General features: G+C 62.2%; 15 protein-coding genes, 1 tRNA gene and 1 pseudogene. 7 read left to right on the top strand and 10 right to left on the bottom strand.

From position 1 onward, the window contains the following. Window positions 1–8 precede the first annotated feature (8 nt). The 4 genes from AC1DVN_RS12170 to AC1DVN_RS12155 all read right to left on the bottom strand — a co-directional run bounded on the left by AC1DVN_RS12170 (window position 9) and on the right by AC1DVN_RS12155 (window position 2,333). On the bottom strand, window positions 9–503 hold the full coding sequence (locus AC1DVN_RS12170; protein WP_477993817.1) for an SRPBCC family protein: 495 nt from the start codon (window positions 501–503) through the stop codon (window positions 9–11). 75 nt (window positions 504–578) lie between these two features. Beyond that, window positions 579–944, bottom strand: a complete 366-nt coding sequence (locus tag AC1DVN_RS12165) for a VOC family protein (protein WP_019744551.1) — start codon at window positions 942–944, stop codon at window positions 579–581. Then, complete coding sequence (locus tag AC1DVN_RS12160; protein ID WP_019744552.1) at window positions 941–1,327, bottom strand: phage holin family protein; 387 nt, start codon at window positions 1,325–1,327, stop codon at window positions 941–943. Before AC1DVN_RS12160 ends, AC1DVN_RS12165 begins: the two co-directional genes overlap by 4 nt. A 40-nt stretch (window positions 1,328–1,367) precedes the next feature. After that, window positions 1,368–2,333, bottom strand: coding sequence for an L-lactate dehydrogenase (locus AC1DVN_RS12155; protein ID WP_021332766.1), 966 nt, complete (start codon window positions 2,331–2,333; stop codon window positions 1,368–1,370). 107 nt (window positions 2,334–2,440) lie between these two features. On the opposite strand from AC1DVN_RS12155, the gene AC1DVN_RS12150 reads away from it, so the two are divergent. Both AC1DVN_RS12150 and AC1DVN_RS12145 read left to right on the top strand, forming a co-directional pair. Next, entirely contained in the window at window positions 2,441–3,298 is an 858-nt protein-coding gene (locus AC1DVN_RS12150; RefSeq protein WP_037133656.1) for a PE-PPE domain-containing protein, read from the top strand. A 95-nt stretch (window positions 3,299–3,393) separates the two neighbouring features. Next, window positions 3,394–4,458 carry a glycerophosphodiester phosphodiesterase family protein gene (locus tag AC1DVN_RS12145; RefSeq protein ID WP_070796100.1) on the top strand — a complete coding sequence of 355 codons (1,065 nt, stop codon included), beginning with the start codon at window positions 3,394–3,396 and terminating at the stop codon, window positions 4,456–4,458. 300 nt (window positions 4,459–4,758) lie between these two features. On the opposite strand, the gene AC1DVN_RS12140 is transcribed toward AC1DVN_RS12145, so the two are convergent. Continuing rightward, window positions 4,759–4,831: transfer RNA gene (locus tag AC1DVN_RS12140), tRNA-His, on the bottom strand. A gap of 188 nt (window positions 4,832–5,019) precedes the next feature. On the opposite strand from AC1DVN_RS12140, the gene AC1DVN_RS12135 reads away from it, so the two are divergent. Further along, window positions 5,020–5,982, top strand: a complete 963-nt coding sequence (locus AC1DVN_RS12135) for a pseudouridine synthase (RefSeq protein ID WP_019744556.1) — start codon at window positions 5,020–5,022, stop codon at window positions 5,980–5,982. 16 nt (window positions 5,983–5,998) lie between these two features. Here AC1DVN_RS12135 and ychF read toward each other — a convergent pair whose 3' ends face one another. Both ychF and AC1DVN_RS12125 read right to left on the bottom strand, forming a co-directional pair. Further along, window positions 5,999–7,078 (bottom strand): redox-regulated ATPase YchF, encoded by a 1,080-nt coding sequence (gene ychF, locus AC1DVN_RS12130; protein WP_019744568.1) that lies wholly within the window; start codon window positions 7,076–7,078, stop codon window positions 5,999–6,001. Window positions 7,079–7,148: 70 nt separating this feature from the next. Further along, window positions 7,149–7,652: a CD225/dispanin family protein gene (locus tag AC1DVN_RS12125; protein WP_019744569.1), complete on the bottom strand. Its 504-nt coding sequence runs from the start codon at window positions 7,650–7,652 to the stop codon at window positions 7,149–7,151. A gap of 89 nt (window positions 7,653–7,741) precedes the next feature. On the opposite strand from AC1DVN_RS12125, the pseudogene AC1DVN_RS12120 reads away from it, so the two are divergent. From AC1DVN_RS12120 to AC1DVN_RS12110, 3 genes and pseudogenes are all read left to right on the top strand, one after another. Further along, a pseudogene (locus tag AC1DVN_RS12120) lies at window positions 7,742–8,473 on the top strand (glutamate synthase-related protein); the annotation flags it as partial. A gap of 282 nt (window positions 8,474–8,755) precedes the next feature. Next, window positions 8,756–11,038 (top strand): carbon starvation CstA family protein, encoded by a 2,283-nt coding sequence (locus AC1DVN_RS12115; protein WP_019744571.1) that lies wholly within the window; start codon window positions 8,756–8,758, stop codon window positions 11,036–11,038. A gap of 2 nt (window positions 11,039–11,040) precedes the next feature. After that, complete coding sequence (locus AC1DVN_RS12110; RefSeq protein ID WP_019744572.1) at window positions 11,041–11,241, top strand: YbdD/YjiX family protein; 201 nt, start codon at window positions 11,041–11,043, stop codon at window positions 11,239–11,241. A 6-nt stretch (window positions 11,242–11,247) separates the two neighbouring features. Here AC1DVN_RS12110 and AC1DVN_RS12105 read toward each other — a convergent pair whose 3' ends face one another. Then, window positions 11,248–11,652, bottom strand: coding sequence for a hypothetical protein (locus AC1DVN_RS12105; protein ID WP_019744573.1), 405 nt, complete (start codon window positions 11,650–11,652; stop codon window positions 11,248–11,250). Between the two features lie 152 nt (window positions 11,653–11,804). Between AC1DVN_RS12105 and AC1DVN_RS12100 the strand changes: the two genes are divergently transcribed. Beyond that, window positions 11,805–12,998: an AI-2E family transporter gene (locus AC1DVN_RS12100; protein ID WP_003945249.1), complete on the top strand. Its 1,194-nt coding sequence runs from the start codon at window positions 11,805–11,807 to the stop codon at window positions 12,996–12,998. Here AC1DVN_RS12100 and AC1DVN_RS12095 read toward each other — a convergent pair whose 3' ends face one another. Next, complete coding sequence (locus tag AC1DVN_RS12095) at window positions 12,999–15,977, bottom strand: AAA family ATPase (protein ID WP_019744575.1); 2,979 nt, start codon at window positions 15,975–15,977, stop codon at window positions 12,999–13,001. Further along, complete coding sequence (locus AC1DVN_RS12090; RefSeq protein WP_029536808.1) at window positions 15,974–17,149, bottom strand: exonuclease SbcCD subunit D; 1,176 nt, start codon at window positions 17,147–17,149, stop codon at window positions 15,974–15,976. Before AC1DVN_RS12090 ends, AC1DVN_RS12095 begins: the two co-directional genes overlap by 4 nt. Window positions 17,150–17,287: the final 138 nt, after the last annotated feature.

Genomic DNA, 17,287 nt, shown 5'->3' with positions numbered 1-17,287 from the left:
CCGGCTCGTCAGCCCTTTTCGGCAGCAGCTTTCAGCTGGGACAGGCCCTTCTCGAAATCCTTTCCGACGAGCTTGTCCATGCTGAAGATGAAACCGAAGATCTTGAAGAACAGATTCTTCTTTCCAGTCATCTTCCACGTCACCTGAACTTCACCGGCATTGGGAGAGGCACCGGCATTCGGAGAGATGAGAAAGGTGGTGACGTTCTGTGCCTTGAACGGCCTGAGGAAGGCCAGGTCCAAAACTACGCGTTCGTCTGGGACGGATTCGGTTATCACCATCGAACCGGAGCCTGCCTTCTTGTTTCCGGCCCAGGCGTACGAAGCCCCGACGCCCGCGTCAGGACCCGCGTACGTGCGCTGCATTGCCGGGTCGAGACCTTCCCAGGGCGACCACTGCGTCCACTGGTGGAAATCGTTGATCAACGCGAAGACGACCGATGCTTCTGCCTTGACGATCGTCGTACGTTCTACCAGGAATTCGTCGGAATTCTGCGAAGCCATCGTCGATCTCCAATTCTCGGGCGTGACAAGTGTTCGGAATTATCCACGGTCGACGAGATCCGGGCGAGTCGACACTCAGTCGCGCAGACACAGGCAGAAGTGGTGACCGACCGGGTCGCGGTAGACGCGGAAAGTCTGATGCTCCGGGATGCCGGTCACCCGCTGCGCACCCAGGCTGATCACCCAAGCCTCCGCGGGGTCGAGAGAATCGACGAGCAGATCCAGATGGATTCCGACGCCGGATGTCGGCCAGTCGACCGGAACAAAATCCGGAGCAAGCTGAAACGCGAGCCGCTCGCCGGCGGGTCCTTCGATCACGTGCCAATCATCTTCGTCCCGAACGCTTTTCCAGTCGAGGACCTGGACGTAGAAGTTGGCCAATGCAGCCGGATCCGGGCAGTCCAAGACTGAGTAGTCCATACCGATGTTCGGACGCGTCACTGAGCCTTCTTCTCCTGAACTTTCTTACGCACGAACAACAACGGAAGCACCAGCGTCGCAAGTGCTGTTACCAGCCACACGACGACTGTTCCCAGAATCCACGTCGAGACACCGGAGATCGACAGATTGGAGAAGAGCGACGCCACCAACAGAGCGACAAACGTCGACACCAATCCGATTCCGCCGAGAAATGCTGGTGCGTGGCGCTTTGCCACTGTCGCGATGAACGGCGCCAGGACCGACTGCGCTATCGCAAAGATCACGACCGCAACGATGAATCCGGATGTGGGCGCCGAGAAGCCCGAAAGAATCAACGACGCAACAAGAAGCCCGACAGCGGCAGAACCCAGGAAGATCGCGGCGCGAATCAGGAAGCTGATCATTTGTTGATCCTATATGTCGGATATCGAGCAGAACAGATATTCACAATCCCAGAGATTCCTGCACCTCTCGCAATGTACGGGCAGAAGATCGGAGCCCCGAAGCCTCTTTTTCTGAGAGCGGTACCTCGAGGACTCGACCGGCACCCGCACGACCGACCATCGTGGGAAGGGACAGGCAAACGCGATCGAGTCCGTGGACACCGGTCTGCAAGGTCGATACCGGAAGAACCCGTTGTTCGTCCCGCAACACGACTTCCGCGATGAATGCGCTCGACAATCCGATGGCGAGGTTGGTCGCACCCTTTCCTTCGATGATCTCGTAGGCACTCTCGACCACAGACTTCGCGACACTCGCGCGTAAGTCGGGGCCGAGGACGCCGCCCGACGGTCCCACGAACGAGGTTGCCGGCACTCCGCCGATGGTTGCGCTCGACCAGAGCGGAATCTCGGAGTCCCCGTGCTCGCCGACGATGAAGGCATGGACGTTCTCGACCGCGACTCCGAGTTCGGTGGCCAGCAGGAATCGCAATCGGGCCGTGTCGAGCACCGTCCCCGATCCGAAAATTCGGCTGCGGTACGACGGTCCCGCAGCCTGGATCGCTGCGTAGGTCGCCACGTCGACCGGGTTGGTGACGAAGAGTAGAACCGCGTCCGGTGACACCGCCAATAGTTGTTCGGTCAGAGTCTGTGCAATCTTGACGTTCACCGCGGCAAGTTCGAGCCGCGACTGGCCGGGATGCTGTTTTGCGCCCGCGGTGACGACAACCAAGTCGGATCCCGCGGTGACCGAGATGTCATCACCTCCCTCGACAGTGCACGGCGGTGTGAACTGGGTTCCGTGGTTGAGATCGAGAACTTCGGCACGGACCTTTGCACTGTTGGTGTCGTAGAGGGCGAGCGCGTCGGCTGATCCGCGTATCAAGCACGCGTACGCAATCGCAGTGCCGACGCTTCCCGCACCGACAACGGACACTTTTCGCCTGGATGAACGATTCGGCGTCGTCATGGGTAAATGGTGCTCGCTCGATAACGATTTCGCAGCACAACGGATTGCCAGTCTCTTCTCAGGGTTTGGAAGCCGACCTCTCAGAATTGACGTGGATCATCGCTGGCATGGCTGAGGTAACCGTTCTTGCAGTTGGCGGCACCGGCGAATCCCACGTCGGCGACCACGGCGCGCGTGTGCGCGGACTCCTCAGTGCCGTCACCGACGAACTCGACAGTCGATTCGATTCTCGCTGGGTCGCCTATCCCGCGTCGTACGGCCCGGTCGCCGACGGCGGCCTGAGCTTTCGGCACAGCACCGCGATGGGTGTGAAGGCCCTCTCGACCGCAATCGCAGAGATAGACGGCCCAGTCATGCTGATCGGATACTCACAGGGATGCACCGTGATCCGCGCGGCTCTTCCGACATTTACGTCTCCGACGCTGAACGGCGCCAACATCATCGGAGTCGGACTGATCTCCGATCCACAACAACCGACCGGCGTCATCGAAGGTTGCGAGGGACACGGAGTTGCCGGCGACGGACCCGAAGTCCAGCCGTGGATTCCGGTCAAGTGGATCGGGCACCCACAGGACATGATCTGTAATGCCAGCGACGACAGCTACATTCGCGACATCGCAGACTTGACGCGCTGGATGTCCTTCTCCCAGGCGCGCGTGTGGGCACAAAAAGTTTGGGAACTACTTCGTAGCAATGCTTTCCAGAATGCGCAGAAGACTCGTTTCAGTCCCAAGCAGTGGCGCACCGATCTACGACGCATTCGCACCGCGTTCCTCGAAGTCCTCGGCTATCTGCCGACGCGGTTGAACCTGAACCGCTTTCAGCTGGAGAACCCTCGCGGCGGTAGACACATCAGCTACGCGATCGAACCTCTCGACGAGAGCGGACTGACCGGGTGCGAGCTTCTGGCGTCGTGGATGAAGGTCCAGGCAAACGGCGTCGAGCAGCGCGTTCACGCAGCCTGACTTTTACCGTTAGTTTACCTAACGAACCCCGGCGAGCCATTCGACGCCCTTACGTTCCTTTCATGCAACTGAGCAGAATATTGTCGTGTGCCGCCGTGACCGTCGCACTCCCCCTCACCGCCCTGGCGACCCCGGCCGGCGCATCGCCAACCGGCAGTCTCGACTGGTCCGGTTCGTTCGGTAGTTCAGCACCCCAGCCGGTTTCGACGTTCGACGTCCAAGCCCACCGCGGCGGGCTCGGCCTGTACACGGAGAGCAGCCTGGCCGCGTTCTCCAATGCTCTCGAAATGGGCGTCAGCACACTGGAACTCGATACCCAGATCACCGAAGACGGGATCGCTGTCGTCACGCACGATCGTAAGATCTCGAACAAGAAATGCCTCGACACCGAGCCCGCCACTACCGGCGACCCGGAGTTCCCGTACGTCGGCAAATTCGTCAACACGCTGAGCCTGCAACAGATCAAGACCATGGACTGTGGCACGCTCCCCCTTGCCGGATACCCTGAGCAGCAAAATGTTCCGGGAGCGAATATGCAGACACTCGAAGAAGTGCTCGCTCTGGTGAAGTCGTACAACGCACCCGGAATCAAGCTCAACATCGAGACCAAGGTGGAAGCGGGAGCGCCCCACGAGACCGCCCCGCGTGAGCAGTTCGTCTCTGTAGTCCTCGATACGATCCGGGCAGCCGGATTGTTGGACAGCGTCACCATTCAGAGCTTCGACTGGGGCTCGCTCATGCTCACCCGTCAACTCGCGCCGAGTGTGCCCGTGGTCGCGCTCACCAACGGTGACTTTCTCCAGGTAGGCAAGGACGGAGCGTCACCGTGGCTCGGCGGTCTGGACATCGACGATTTCGGTGGCGACGGCATCTCGGCGGTGGCAACCTTCGGCGCCTCCGCCTACTCCCCTGTCCAAGGAACTCCCCAGGGTGGAAAGGTCGGCGACCCCGGCTTCGCCTTGTACCCGACTGCCGACATGATCGCGAGCGCACATGCGCGTGGCATGAAGGTCATCCCGTGGACCGTCGATGATCCCGCCACCATGCACGCCCTCATAGACCTGGGTGTCGACGGAATCATCACCGATTACCCTGACCGTCTCCGCGCCGTCCTGTCCGAGCGCGGTATGCCGCTACCAGCGCCTGCGGTCAAGAAGTAACCTCCACCGCGCACCGAAGCAGGTACCTGAACAGGTACTTCGGCCGATGTCCGCGGGGTGTCGCCGGACGCATCCTGGACTGGTACTTGCTCGGGTGATCGGAGGTGAATTCTGATGATGTCTTTGAAGGATCAGTTGGACAACTGCGAATACCTACTTGCCGACGCGGAAATGGCGGGTGACTGGAATGCTGTTCGGCGATTCAGGGAATACCGGCTGAGGCTCGTTCGACAACTGTGCAGGCAAAGGGCTGCCGGTCTCTGCGCCTAGAGTCCTCACGTCAGCCGTATCTGAACTGAGTCCCTCTGGGCGGTTACGATCCGCCGTCGCCCGAGTCACAGTCGGGTGCTCTCACCAATTGAGCTACAGAAGGTATGGACCGCAGCACTTTTCGACCGCGATCGTGTGTGTCGAAACCATACGGAGCCTTCCGGGGTCCGCGCTACTGATTTTCCGACTCGACGATCTCTGGTGATCACCGCTCCGAGTTGGTCCCCACGTCCCCGCGGGGACGTCTCCGGCCAGGCCGCACCGAATCACCGCTGACCAGCAGTCGATGGGATGATTACCTGTGTGTCCATGTCCCCACCGCTGCCCGTCAAGAACGGGGTTGGCCCGACGCGCCTACGCATCCCGCTCTCTGGGCCATGGACGACGATCGCCGAGTACGTCGTAGCCAAGTTCGACCATCTGGACGCCGAAAACCTGTATCGGCGGTTCGACGACGGCGAGTTCGTGGGTATCGACGGCCACCCGATCTGCCGGAGCGCCGAGCTCAGCGCGCACCGGTTCGTCTGGTACTACCGCGAGTTACCGGCGGAGGACCCGGTGCCGTTCCGCGAGGAGATCCTGCACATCGACGACGATCTCGTCGTGATCGACAAACCACATTTTCTCCCGACCACCCCCAGCGGGCGTTACCTGCGCGAGTCGGCGCTCGTCCGACTGCGGGTCCGCCTCGACAACCCAGATCTGACCCCGATCCATAGACTCGACCGCGGCACCGCAGGCGTGGTGATGTTCTCAGCTCGCCCCGCGACGCGCGGCGCGTACCAGTCACTGTTCGAGAAGCGGCAGGTCACGAAGGTCTACGAGGCGGTGTCGGCGCAACCGTCCCGGTGGGACCAGGATGCGCCAGCGCTCGACGTCCCTCTCGTTTACCGCAACCACATCGAAGCTCGACGCGGCGAGTTGCGGGTCGTCGTCGACGACAGCCGTGAACCCAACTCCGAGACCACGATCGAGGCGCGAGGGATGGGCGTGAGCGCCTCCGGACGTGCTGTGCTGCACACGGTTCTACGTCCGCAGTCCGGACGGATGCACCAGTTACGGGTGCATCTGGCAGCTCTCGGCGCCGGGATCCTGGGCGACCGGCGATACCCCGACCTGCTTCCCGACGCCCCGGACGATCATTCCCTCCCCCTCCAATTGCTCGCGAGGGAACTCGAATTCACCGACCCGTTGACTGGGAGAGCGCGGCGGTTTGTGACACGTCGGACGCTCAGCGAGTTGCCCGTGGGGTGAGGACCAGAAGCCGGATTTAGACGTTGAAGCGGAACTCCACCACATCGCCGTCGGCCATGACGTATTCCTTACCCTCCATGCGGACCTTGCCTGCAGCCTTGGCTGCGGCCATGGAACCCGCCTCGACGAGGTCGTCGAAGGACACGATTTCAGCCTTGATGAAGCCGCGCTCGAAGTCGGTGTGAATGACGCCGGCAGCCTGGGGCGCGGTGTCACCCTTGTGGATGGTCCAGGCGCGAGCTTCCTTCGGACCAGCCGTCAGGTAGGTCTGCAGTCCGAGGGTGTGGAAGCCGGTGCGCGCGAGAGCGTGCAGGCCCGGCTCGGTCTGACCGATCGAGTCGAGCATTTCCTGGCGGTCTTCCTCGTCGAGCTCGAGGAGTTCCTGCTCGACCTTCGCGTCGAGGAACACAGCGTCGGCCGGTGCGACGGATGCGCGCAATTCCGCAACCTTCGCTGCGTCGGTGAGCACAGACTCGTCGGCGTTGAAGACGTACAGGAAGGGCTTGGTGGTGAGCAGGCTCAGTTCACGCAGCAGCGAGAAGTCGAGCTTGTCCTTGACGCTGAACAGCGTCGTGCCCTCGTTGAGGAAGGCCTGAGCCTTGAGTGCCTCGTCGTGGGCCGGCTTGAGCTCCTTGTTCTTGCGAGCTTCCTTGTCCAGACGCGGGAGCGCCTTCTCCAAGGTCTGCATGTCGGCGATCACGAGCTCGGTCTCGATGACTTCGATATCGGAGGCCGGGTCGACCTTGCCGTCGACGTGGATGACGTCGTCGTCGGCGAAGACGCGAACTACCTGGCAGATGGCGTCCGCTTCACGGATGTTGGCCAGGAACTTGTTGCCAAGGCCTGCGCCCTCGGACGCGCCCTTCACGATTCCCGCGATGTCGACGAACGACACGGTCGCGGGGAGGATGCGCTCGGAGCCGAAGATCTCGGCGAGCTTCTGCAGCCGCGGATCGGGCAGCTCGACCAGGCCGACGTTGGGTTCGATGGTCGCGAACGGGTAGTTCGCTGCCAACACGTCGTTGTTGGTCAGTGCATTGAAAAGGGTGGACTTGCCGACGTTGGGCAGTCCGACGATTCCGAGGGTAAGGCTCACGGTCTGTGGATTCTACGGCCTCGCAGCGACGTGACGGGTACTCGCCCCACCGTCACGTCGCGGCAGGTGATCAGTTGTAGGTATACGAATCGACGGACGACACGATCGCAACCAGGAAGATGACGTAGAACGCGATGAACAGCACCCAGCAGATGACGGCTATGAGGAGCGAGATCTGCCCGAGCTTCTTCACGCGCTCGGACGCGTACTGCGCGCCCTGGTGATCGCCCATCGCCCACTTCGGGTAGATGTCGTGGAGATGGTTGAACGCGGCGAACGCGATAGGCCAGAAGAAGATGATCGACGCGACGGCCCATCCCGCGTTGGACTTCGGCGGACCGTACTGAGGCGCCGCGTACGTGGGTGCGGCGCTGTACTGCTGGGTCGCGCTGTACTGCTGACCGGTCGGATACTGCTGTCCGGCTGAGTACTGTGGGTCGGTCGGGTACTGCTGGCCCGTCGGATACTCCTGGCCTGCTGAATATTGCTGACCGGCTGAATACTGCTGGCCCGCCGGATACTGCTGCTCCTTCGGATCCTGCGGGTCGGTCGGATATTGCGGTTCGGTCATCATTCCCCCAAAGAGTCGGATTCGGTTCTCTATCGCAGAACCTAGTGGAGACTTACCGCTGCCGTGTCACAGTGGGCGCCTACGCTCTCGAGGTGACTCGGATGCTGATCGTGCTCTTGATATGGATAGTGGGTCTCGGCACCGCCGCGCTCGCAATTGTCGCCTCGCCCGGATGGTGGGTGATCGCTGTCGTCACTCTCGCGCTGGCGGCGATGGGCACCTACGACCTCACTCAGAAGTCCCACAGCATCCTCCGTAACTATCCGGTCCTGGGGCACGCGCGATTCCTCCTCGAGAAGATTCGACCGGAGATCCAGCAGTACTTCGTCGAATCATCCACCGATGGAATGCCATTCGATCGCGAAACGCGAGATCTGGTTTACGAGCGTGCAAAGGGAACACTGGCGGAAGAGCCCTTCGGGACCGAGCGCGACGTCAATGCGATCGGCTACGAGTTCATGACGCATTCGATTCGCGCACGGACCGCCCCCGACACCGTTCCGCGAGTTCGCCTCGGCGGACGCGATTGCACGAAGCCGTACGACATCGCTCTCTTGAACGTCTCCGCGATGAGCTTTGGGTCGTTGTCCGCCAACGCAATCGAGGCCCTCAACGCCGGCGCCGCCAAAGGCGGCTTCGCCCACGACACCGGCGAAGGCGCGATCAGTCCGTATCACCGCAAACACGGCGGCGATCTGATCTGGGAAATTGCCTCGGGATACTTCGGATGCCGAACCGAGGACGGCCGATTCGATCCTGACCGGTTTGCCGAGCGTGCCGGCCTCGATCAGGTGAAGGCCAAACAGATGATCGCGTCGATGGGCATCGATTCGTTCGACCAACTGCAACCGGGAATGCTCAACCGCCGCGTCGAGTGTCTCACCACGCGTACCTATGCCGACCTGTTCGACTGGCTGATGCCGGGCGAACTGCTCGACTCCCCGCCGCAGAGCTGGCTCACCGATTGGATCGACGCCGACGCTCACCGATTCTGACGCCGGTCGACTCCCGCGCCACAGATCGCGCGGATTCACCCGTCTGGTCCTACAGTGACAGATGGCCCGCTGTGACGGCGGCCACACTGCACTAGTGGACGGAGTTCGACGATGAGCTTGACGACTGCGCCGGAACCAAATGTCGAGTACCTGAAAACCGATCCTGACCTGCCACCTGTCGGGGTCATCGACAAAACACCCATCTCCACGACTGCGCGCGTCGTCTTCCTCGTTCTCGGACTGGTCGGCGCGGGCTCCTGGTACATGATTGCGATCGTCCGCGGTGAACACATCAGTGCCGTGTGGTTCGTGTTGGCCGCAATCTGTACCTATCTGATCGCCTACCGCTTCTATGCGCGGTTGATCGAACGCAAGATCGTCAAGCCCCGCGACGACGTCGCAACTCCCGCCGAGATCATGGAGAACGGCGCCGACTACATGCCCACCGATCGTCGGGTGCTGTTCGGTCACCACTTCGCGGCAATCGCCGGTGCCGGTCCCCTGGTCGGGCCTGTGTTGGCCGCGCAGATGGGATACCTACCGGGAACGATCTGGATCATCGTCGGCGTGGTGTTCGCCGGGGCGGTGCAGGACTTCATGGTCCTGTGGATCTCGTCGAAGCGCCGCGGGCGCAGCCTCGGTCAGATGGCCCGCGAAGAACTCGGCCTCGTCGGCGGCGTCGCCGCATTGATCGGCGTGTTCGTCATCATGATCATCCTCATCGCCGTTCTCGGACTTGTGGTCGTCAATGCGCTCGCCGAGTCCCCGTGGGGTGTGTTCTCGATCGCGATGACCATCCCCATCGCCCTGTTCATGGGCGTGTACCTGCGGTATCTGCGGCCGGGCAAGGTTTCCGAAGTCTCCCTGATCGGCGTCGTCCTACTCCTCCTGGCCATCGTCTCCGGTGGTTGGGTAGCCGATACCGGTTGGGGCGCAGACTGGTTCACACTCTCGAAGGTCACCATTGCGTGGCTGATGATCGCGTACGGATTCGCCGCTTCGGTGCTGCCGGTCTGGCTGCTCCTGGCACCGCGCGACTACTTGTCGACGTTCATGAAGGTCGGCACCATCGCATTGCTGGCCATCGGAATTCTGGTCGCACGACCCGCGCTGAACATGCCTGCAGTGACGCCGTTCGCCTCCAACGGCGAAGGCCCGGCCTTTGCCGGTTCATTGTTCCCGTTCCTATTCATCACCATTGCCTGTGGCGCACTCTCGGGCTTCCACGCGCTGATCGCGTCCGGCACGACGCCGAAGCTGCTGGAGAAGGAAAGCCAGACCAAGATGATCGGGTACGGCGGCATGCTGACCGAATCGTTTGTCGCGATCATGGCTCTGGTCACCGCCTGCATCCTCGATCAGCACCTGTACTTCGCACTCAATGCTCCCGCGGCGCTGACCGGTGGAACACCGGAAACCGCAGCCGAATACGTCAACAATCTGCCCCTCGGCACCGCCCCCATCACACCGGACGTGCTGACGCAGGCAGCCGAGGCCGTCGGGGAAGAATCGATCATCTCGAGAACCGGCGGCGCCCCGACGCTCGCGTTCGGCATGTCCGAAGTGCTCAGCGACGTCTTCGGCGGCGACTCGCTGAAATCGTTCTGGTACCACTTCGCGATCATGTTCGAGGCTCTCTTCATCCTCACCACGATCGATGCCGGCACTCGCGTCGCTCGATTCATGCTCTCGGACTCGCTCGGCAACTTCGGCGGTCCGGCAAAGAAGTTCAAGGACCCGTCGTGGCGCATCGGCGCGTGGCTGTGCTCGCTGATCGTGGTCGCTGCGTGGGGCGCGATCCTGCTCATGGGTGTCACCGATCCACTCGGCGGAATCAACACGCTCTTCCCGCTCTTCGGCATCGCCAACCAACTTCTGGCCGCGATCGCGCTGACGGTGGTCATGACGATCGTCATGAAGAAGGGCCTGTTCAAATGGGCCTGGATCCCCGGCGTGCCATTGGTGTGGGACCTGGTCGTGACTATGACCGCGTCGTACCAGAAGATCTTCTCCGACAACCCCGCGATCGGTTACTGGGCTCAGCACAACGTGTTCAAGGATGCGAAGGCAGCAGGTGAGACGGCGCACGGTTCTGCGAAGACTCCAGAGGCCATCGATGCCGTCATCCGCAACACCTTCATTCAGGGCACGCTCTCGATCATCTTCGCGTCTCTGGTGATCGTCGTGGTCATCGCCGGGATCATCGTATGTGCCAAGGCAATCCGGGCCGGTGGGCTGCCGACCACCGAGTCCCCGGAGGAACCGTCGAAGATCTTCGGTCCCGCAAGCTTCATTCCGACGCCCGCGGAGAAGGAAATCCAGAAGGAATGGGACGAGCTCATCAAAGCCGGGAAAGTCCGGGCACCCGGCGCCGCGCACGGAGGTGGGCACTGACCATGACCATGACGGCAAAACTCACCACAGCGTTCCGCGGAACGCTGTGGTGGGTTCGCTCGGTGATGGGTGATCTCGACTATCAGCGCTACGTCGAGCACACCCGACGCCACCACGCCGACTCACCGGTAATCAGCGAACGAGAGTTCTGGCGCCGCCGGCATGCAGCAGCCGACGCCAACCCGGGCGCCCGCTGCTGCTGAATCCGGTCAGGGGCAGGTGGCCTTCGCGAGTTCGTAAATGTGGCCAGCCTGCTCGTCGGTGGGCTTGTTGCCGTTGTTCTCGGCCAGGTCGGTGATCTTGGACTTGACCTCCGCCTCGTCCGTGCCGTTGGCGACCTCGGTGCACGTGGTCGTCAAGATCTCCTCGATGTCTGCGTCGTCGCGGTTCTCCGCCAACGGTGCGTAAGCCCCACGGAAGGTGGCGACGAACAACGCCGTCTTGCCCTGGTCGATGGCGTTGCCCGCTGACTGCTTCGCCGTCTCGAGCGCCTGTTGCCCGCTCGTGACTGCCTCGCTGATCTTGTTCTGCGCGTTGTCCTGATCCTCGGTGCTACACGCGGTGAGCCCGAGAACGACGATTGCTGCTGCCCCGACTGCTGCTGCGATTCTCATGACGGAAATGTTAGTCCGCCTGGCATGCTTCAAAACACAGTATTGAAGCGCAACACACGAGTTATCGCATGCAGTCGTTACGATCAGCTCAGCTAGATCACCGGATTCTCACATCGGCGAGGAGATCCCTGCGCCGACGGAAAGGACGATCAGTGAGCGAGCAAGACAAGGGGACGTCCGCAGGGGTGCGAAAGCGCGACCGCGGCGAGATCATCGGGCAAGGGGGTATGTGGCTCGCAAAGTGGTCGTTGGTGTTGGCATCGATTTCGCTGGGCGCCTGGATTTTCGGTTGGCTGATCGAAAAGCTCTGGGTCATCATCCTGCCGGTGGCTCTGGCAATCGTCGTCGCGACAGTCATGTGGCCGCCGACCCGCGGAATGATCAAGCGCGGTATGCCACCGGCCGCGGCAGCCGGCATCACCCTGGTCCTCTCGATCGGAATCTTGGCCGGTGTGATCGCAGGCATCGTTCCGTCAGTGGTCAGCCAGGCCCCCGAGCTCGCGAACAAGACCACCGAGGGCATCAATCAGGTTCAGGACTGGCTCCAGGGTCCGCCACTGAATCTGAAGGACGACCAGATCGACAACGCAGTCCATGCCGTCATCACGAAGGTGCAGGAAAGTGGAACCGCCATCGCTTCAGGCGTTTTCAGCGGTGTGAGCACGGCGAGCTCGTTGTTGGTCACGCTCGGTTTGGTCCTGATTCTCGCCTTCTTCTTCATCAAGGACGGACCGAGGTTCATCCCCTGGCTGCACGCTGTCGGCGGCGGCCGCGCCGGTCGGCATCTCGAAGAGGTCCTCACCCGCATGTGGGACACGCTCGGCGGATTCATCAGGACTCAAGCACTGGTGAGCCTGATCGACGCGGTCTTCATCGGCGCCGGATTGCTCATCCTCGGGGTCCCGCTGGCACCGGTGCTGGCAATTCTGACGTTCATCGGTGGATTCATCCCGATCGTCGGTGCGTTTGTCGCCGGCGCCCTGGCCGTGTTGGTTGCGTTGGTGGCAAACGGCCTAACCACCGCCATCATCGTGCTGATCATCATCCTGGCCGTTCAGCAGATCGAAGGAAACGTCCTTCAGCCTGTGCTGCAGAGCAAGTCGATGAAACTCCACGCCGTCATCGTGCTGCTTGCCGTGGCCGCCGGTAGCTCGCTGTACGGCATCGTCGGCGCCTTCCTCGCAGTGCCCGTCGCCGCTGTTGCAGCAGTTGTCATCCGCTACATCGGAGAGCAGATCGACGAACGCGCAAGCGACAACGAGCCGATGCCCGCCGGCGATGCCTCGGACATCCTCGAAGATCAAGACGACGACGCCGAGTCAGAGGTAGAGAATAAAAAGGCCTGATCAGCCCGCGATCACCTTCACCGAGGAGCCTGCACGTCCGCGAATGACGTGCAGGCGACTCGGGATTCGCTGCCTCATCTCGTCCACGTGACTGACGATGCCCACCACTCGTCCTCCGTCGCGAAGCTCGTCCAACACAGCCATCACCGAGTCGAGGGTGTCGGCGTCGAGGGTGCCGAATCCTTCGTCGATGAACATCGTGTCGAGAACGATTCCGCCGGACTCCGCCGCAACCACATCGGCGAGTCCGAGCGCCAAAGACAATGACGCCAAGAACGATTCACCGCCCGAGAGCGTCTTCGCCGAGCGAACGACGCCCGTGAAGTCGTCCCGGATGTCGAGTCCCAGACCGCCGCGGCGACCCCGAGATCCTGCCTCGTCACTGTGCACGAACTCGTACCGTCCCCCGGACATCCGCTGCAAACGAACCGATGCCGACACGGCGATCTCTTCCAACCGCGAAGCGAGCACATACGCTCGCAGCGACATCTTGCGACTGTTCTGACCTTTACCGGCGATCACGTCTGCGAGGGCAGCGAGTTCGTCGTGCAGTTCACGCTCAGGTGCAACCGCCTCGTAGGCCTTCTCGAGTTGTCCGCTGAACCGTTCGAGATCCGACACACGGTTCTCGGCCAGGGAAGCGGCCGCAACAGTCGCGTTCACTACCTCGGCGCACTGAAGCGCGAGGCCGCGAGGGCCGTCCACGTCGACGGTCTCGACTTCACCCACCGCAACAACCTCGGGGTCGTCGAGGACAGTCCGGGCGGCAACCTCGAGGTCACGCGCCTTGGCGAGTTCCGTTTCGATCGCCGCTATTCGGGCAGGCGCTCTCACCCCTCCGATCGCAGCCTCGACCGAATCGAATCCGGCAGCGGCCGCAGCAGCGGACAGTTTGGCCGACAGTTCCGCCGATCGGGCCTGCGCACGAACGGCGTCGTCGCGTATTTCGGACGCCGCCGTGGCAGCGGATGCAAGGCCTTCGAACCGCGAGCGCCGAGCAGCGATGGTCGAATCTTCTCCCACCGCAGCAACGATCGCCGCTCGAATCTGCTCGACCGTCGCTGACAGAGTCGTCCTACGCTCGGCAAGTGCCGCCAATTCGGCTGTCAGAGAAGCGGATTCCTGCTGTAGTTCGGTGTCACGCCCATTGAGTTGCGCAAGTTTTTGTGCCAGCACTCCAACCTGACCGGCAGAGTGTGTCGCCTCGTCGACGGCGTTCCGTGCCTCGGCGCGGAGCCTGTCGAGTTCTTCGGAATCGCCGTCTCCGCCGCGCGCGATCACCCGGTCGATGTCACGTTCGACGGTTACCTGGCGATCGGCCACCTTGCTGAGGGCTTTCTCGGCCGCACGCTCGGCCGCTGACGCGGCTTCCAGATCGGGTTCGGTGACCGTGACGACATCCGACTGAGCCAGCGCAGGGTGTTCACGCGAACCACACACCTGGCATGGGTCACCGGGCGCGAGTGAACTCGCCAACTCCGCCGCCATGCCCTCGATACGCTTTTGCACGAGGTCGAGCCAGCGCCCGCGAGCACTCTGATGGGCGTCGCGCGCATCCAACACCTGCACACGAATCTTCTCGGCTTGTGCACGCAGAGAAACGATTTCATGGGCCGCTGTCGCAGCATCCGACGCTTTTACGAGTGCAGCCTCGAGGCCAGGCAGAGCCGCGTGAGCGCGTTGCGCATCCTCCAGTCGTTGGCCGGCCGAGCGCACCATTTCTGGCAGTTGTGTGCGTTCAACCGCGATGGCATCGATGCGCTCGGACAGAGTGTCTCGCCGAACTCCGAGTTTCTCGATCTCGGCTTCTGCCGCATCGGCTCTGCGAGCGTCCTCCGCCATTGCGTCCAGGCGAACGATCTCGTCACGCCAGGTCCGGATCCGAGCTACGACGCGTTGACGCTCATCGTCGGTGGGTGGCCACACCTCCGGCACAAAAATCTCCGGACCGTCGAGTGCGGAGTAGGTCGACATCGCTGTGGTCATCGATTCGAGTGCGGCAGCGAGGTGCAAGCCGGCAGCGTCCACATCGCCGGCGACAGCGGCCACCGGCAGTGCGCGCTTGGCGGTCTCGAGTTCAGCGCCGATCACAGCTCTTTGGGCGGCGCCCGTATTGAATGCTGCGAGCTCAGCGGTCGCACGATTACGGCGAGCTACCAGATCTGCGGTTCGCTGCGCCGCCGACAGAACCCGATTAGCCTCGGCTGCTGCATCTTTCGCGGTCACCAGCTCCGCGAGACTTGCATCGCGGGTGTCCTGAGCCTCGGCGAGGAGTTTGCGCGACCATTCCAGTGGGTGTGCCTCGGCGCCTACCTCGAGTCCCGCAGCTGTCTCGACCTTCGCGAGCAGCAGCCGCACGGATTGCTCCCTGGCCGCGAGCGCGGTCGCACTTGCCTTTCGCTTGGCGTCGAACCATGCCTCGACGGAGACAAACCGCTTGGTGTCGAACAGACGCTCGAGCAGTTTGCCTCGCTCGTCGCTCTCGGCACGCAAGAATTTGGCGAACTCACCCTGCGGCAAGAGCACCACCTGGAAGAACTGATCAGCGCTCATGCCCATGAGGCGGTTGATTTCGTCACCGATGTCAGGGATGCGCGAAAGGTTTTCGCCGCGGCCGTCCAACCACGTCAGTGTGGCCTTTGCATTCTCTGTGATCGAACCGGTGCCACGCTTCTTCGGGCGCGAATACTCTGGACTACGAACAAGTTTGATTCTGCGACCACTGATGGTCGCTTCGAGTTCCACGCGCGGCACCGAACCGGCAGGCGCATGATCGGACAGTAGCCGTTTGCCCTCGTTGCGCGCACCCGGAACCCGCCCGTACAGGGCAAAGGAAACCGCGTCGAGGATCGTGGTCTTGCCTGCACCGGTGTCGCCGTGCAGAAGGAACAGCCCGTCTGCACCCAATCGGTCGAAGTCGACCTCGACAGTGTCGGCAAAGGGCCCGAAAGAGCTGACTTCGAGTTTGTGAAGCCTCACGCGGTTTCACTCAGTTCTACCGTGGACTCCTCGGCGCGCGCGGCAGCGCTGAGCGCTTCGGCCATCAACGTGACCTCCCGCTCGGACGGGTCACTACGCACGGCCGAGACAAAGCCACGGGCGATCTCCATGTCGGTTCGACCCCGTACCGCGTCGCGATACTTGAGATCCGATTGTCCTTCCGGCCTTTGCCATTCGAGGTGAACGGCAAAGGGGAAACGTGCCTGGAGCTGCCTCATGGCATCGACGGGACGAACCGGATCAGTGAGCAAAGCGGAGACGTAGCACTGCTCGGAATCGGCGTACTTCGACTCGGTGAGAAGTTCCTCGAGAGTTCCCGTCACCTGGCTCAGCCCTCGAATCACCGGAAGATCGAGGCGCTGCACCGACGACAGACCGGCTGCGTCGAGTTCGATCAAAAGCGCAGCCTTGCGGTGGCTGCGCTCACCGAACGAATACGGCAACGGTGAACCTGAGTAGCGGACACTCTCCGAGAGCATCTGGGGCGAATGCAGATGCCCCAGCGCAACGTAGTCGACACCGGCAAACTCGCCCACTGCGACGGTCTCCACTCCGCCGACCGAAATGGAGCGTTCCGATTCAGACGCCTCACCGCCCACGACAAAGGCATGCGCGAGCAGTACCGACCGTGTCGACGGGTCGGTAGTCGTTCGTTCGGCGAGATCTCGCCGAACACGCGACATTGCCGCACCGAGGATGTCGGAATGAGTACGAGCCCGGGGCACGTCCAACTCGACGCGCGTGATCTCCGGCTCGAGATACGGAATCCCGTAAAACGCGACAGGTCCGAACTGATCACTGAGCATCACCGGAGTACCGATCTGGCCGACTCGGGTGATCAAGTGCAATCCGCCGGCAGCTGCAAAGGACGCCCCGGCACCGAGCCGCACCGCGGAATCGTGGTTGCCGGACGTGGCGACGATGACCGCTCCGGCCGCCCGGATTGCCTCGAAGCCTCGATTGCACACCGTGACCGCGTCGGAACTGGGAATTGAGCGGTCGTAGATGTCACCGGGCACGACCACGACGTCAACACCGTGTTCGCGGACGGAATCTGCGATGGAACCGAGCACACTCGCCTGATCGGCCAACAGATCGACGCCGTGAAAGGTGCGACCTATGTGCCAATCGGAGGTGTGCAGAATCTTCATGAATCCGACGGTAGAGCAGCCCACCGACACTGCCGATCTCCCACGCTGACGGCTTCGACGGTGTGCCCCAACCCACGAACGTCCGGTGACCCTGCACACAATCCGTCCGGTTCGTTTGGCGAAGAACCCGAAACCATC

The organism is Rhodococcus sp. P4_E4, from assembly GCF_056401575.1.
The sequence above is the reverse complement of the archived record's forward strand: the minus strand, read 5'-3'. Positions and strand labels throughout refer to the sequence as shown.

Excerpts from the sequence above, each read along its gene's own strand:
- AC1DVN_RS12170 (WP_477993817.1), bottom strand. The coding sequence starts at position 503 with ATGGCTTCGCAGAATTCCGACGAATTCCTGGTAGAACGTACGACGATC.
- AC1DVN_RS12160 (WP_019744552.1), bottom strand. The coding sequence starts at position 1,327 with ATGATCAGCTTCCTGATTCGCGCCGCGATCTTCCTGGGTTCTGCCGCT.
- AC1DVN_RS12155 (WP_021332766.1), bottom strand. The coding sequence starts at position 2,333 with ATGACGACGCCGAATCGTTCATCCAGGCGAAAAGTGTCCGTTGTCGGT.
- AC1DVN_RS12150 (WP_037133656.1), top strand. The coding sequence starts at position 2,441 with ATGGCTGAGGTAACCGTTCTTGCAGTTGGCGGCACCGGCGAATCCCAC.
- AC1DVN_RS12135 (WP_019744556.1), top strand. The coding sequence starts at position 5,020 with ATGATTACCTGTGTGTCCATGTCCCCACCGCTGCCCGTCAAGAACGGG.
- AC1DVN_RS12125 (WP_019744569.1), bottom strand. The coding sequence starts at position 7,652 with ATGATGACCGAACCGCAATATCCGACCGACCCGCAGGATCCGAAGGAG.
- AC1DVN_RS12115 (WP_019744571.1), top strand. The coding sequence starts at position 8,756 with ATGAGCTTGACGACTGCGCCGGAACCAAATGTCGAGTACCTGAAAACC.
- AC1DVN_RS12110 (WP_019744572.1), top strand. The coding sequence starts at position 11,041 with ATGACCATGACGGCAAAACTCACCACAGCGTTCCGCGGAACGCTGTGG.
- AC1DVN_RS12105 (WP_019744573.1), bottom strand. The coding sequence starts at position 11,652 with ATGAGAATCGCAGCAGCAGTCGGGGCAGCAGCAATCGTCGTTCTCGGG.
- AC1DVN_RS12090 (WP_029536808.1), bottom strand. The coding sequence starts at position 17,149 with ATGAAGATTCTGCACACCTCCGATTGGCACATAGGTCGCACCTTTCAC.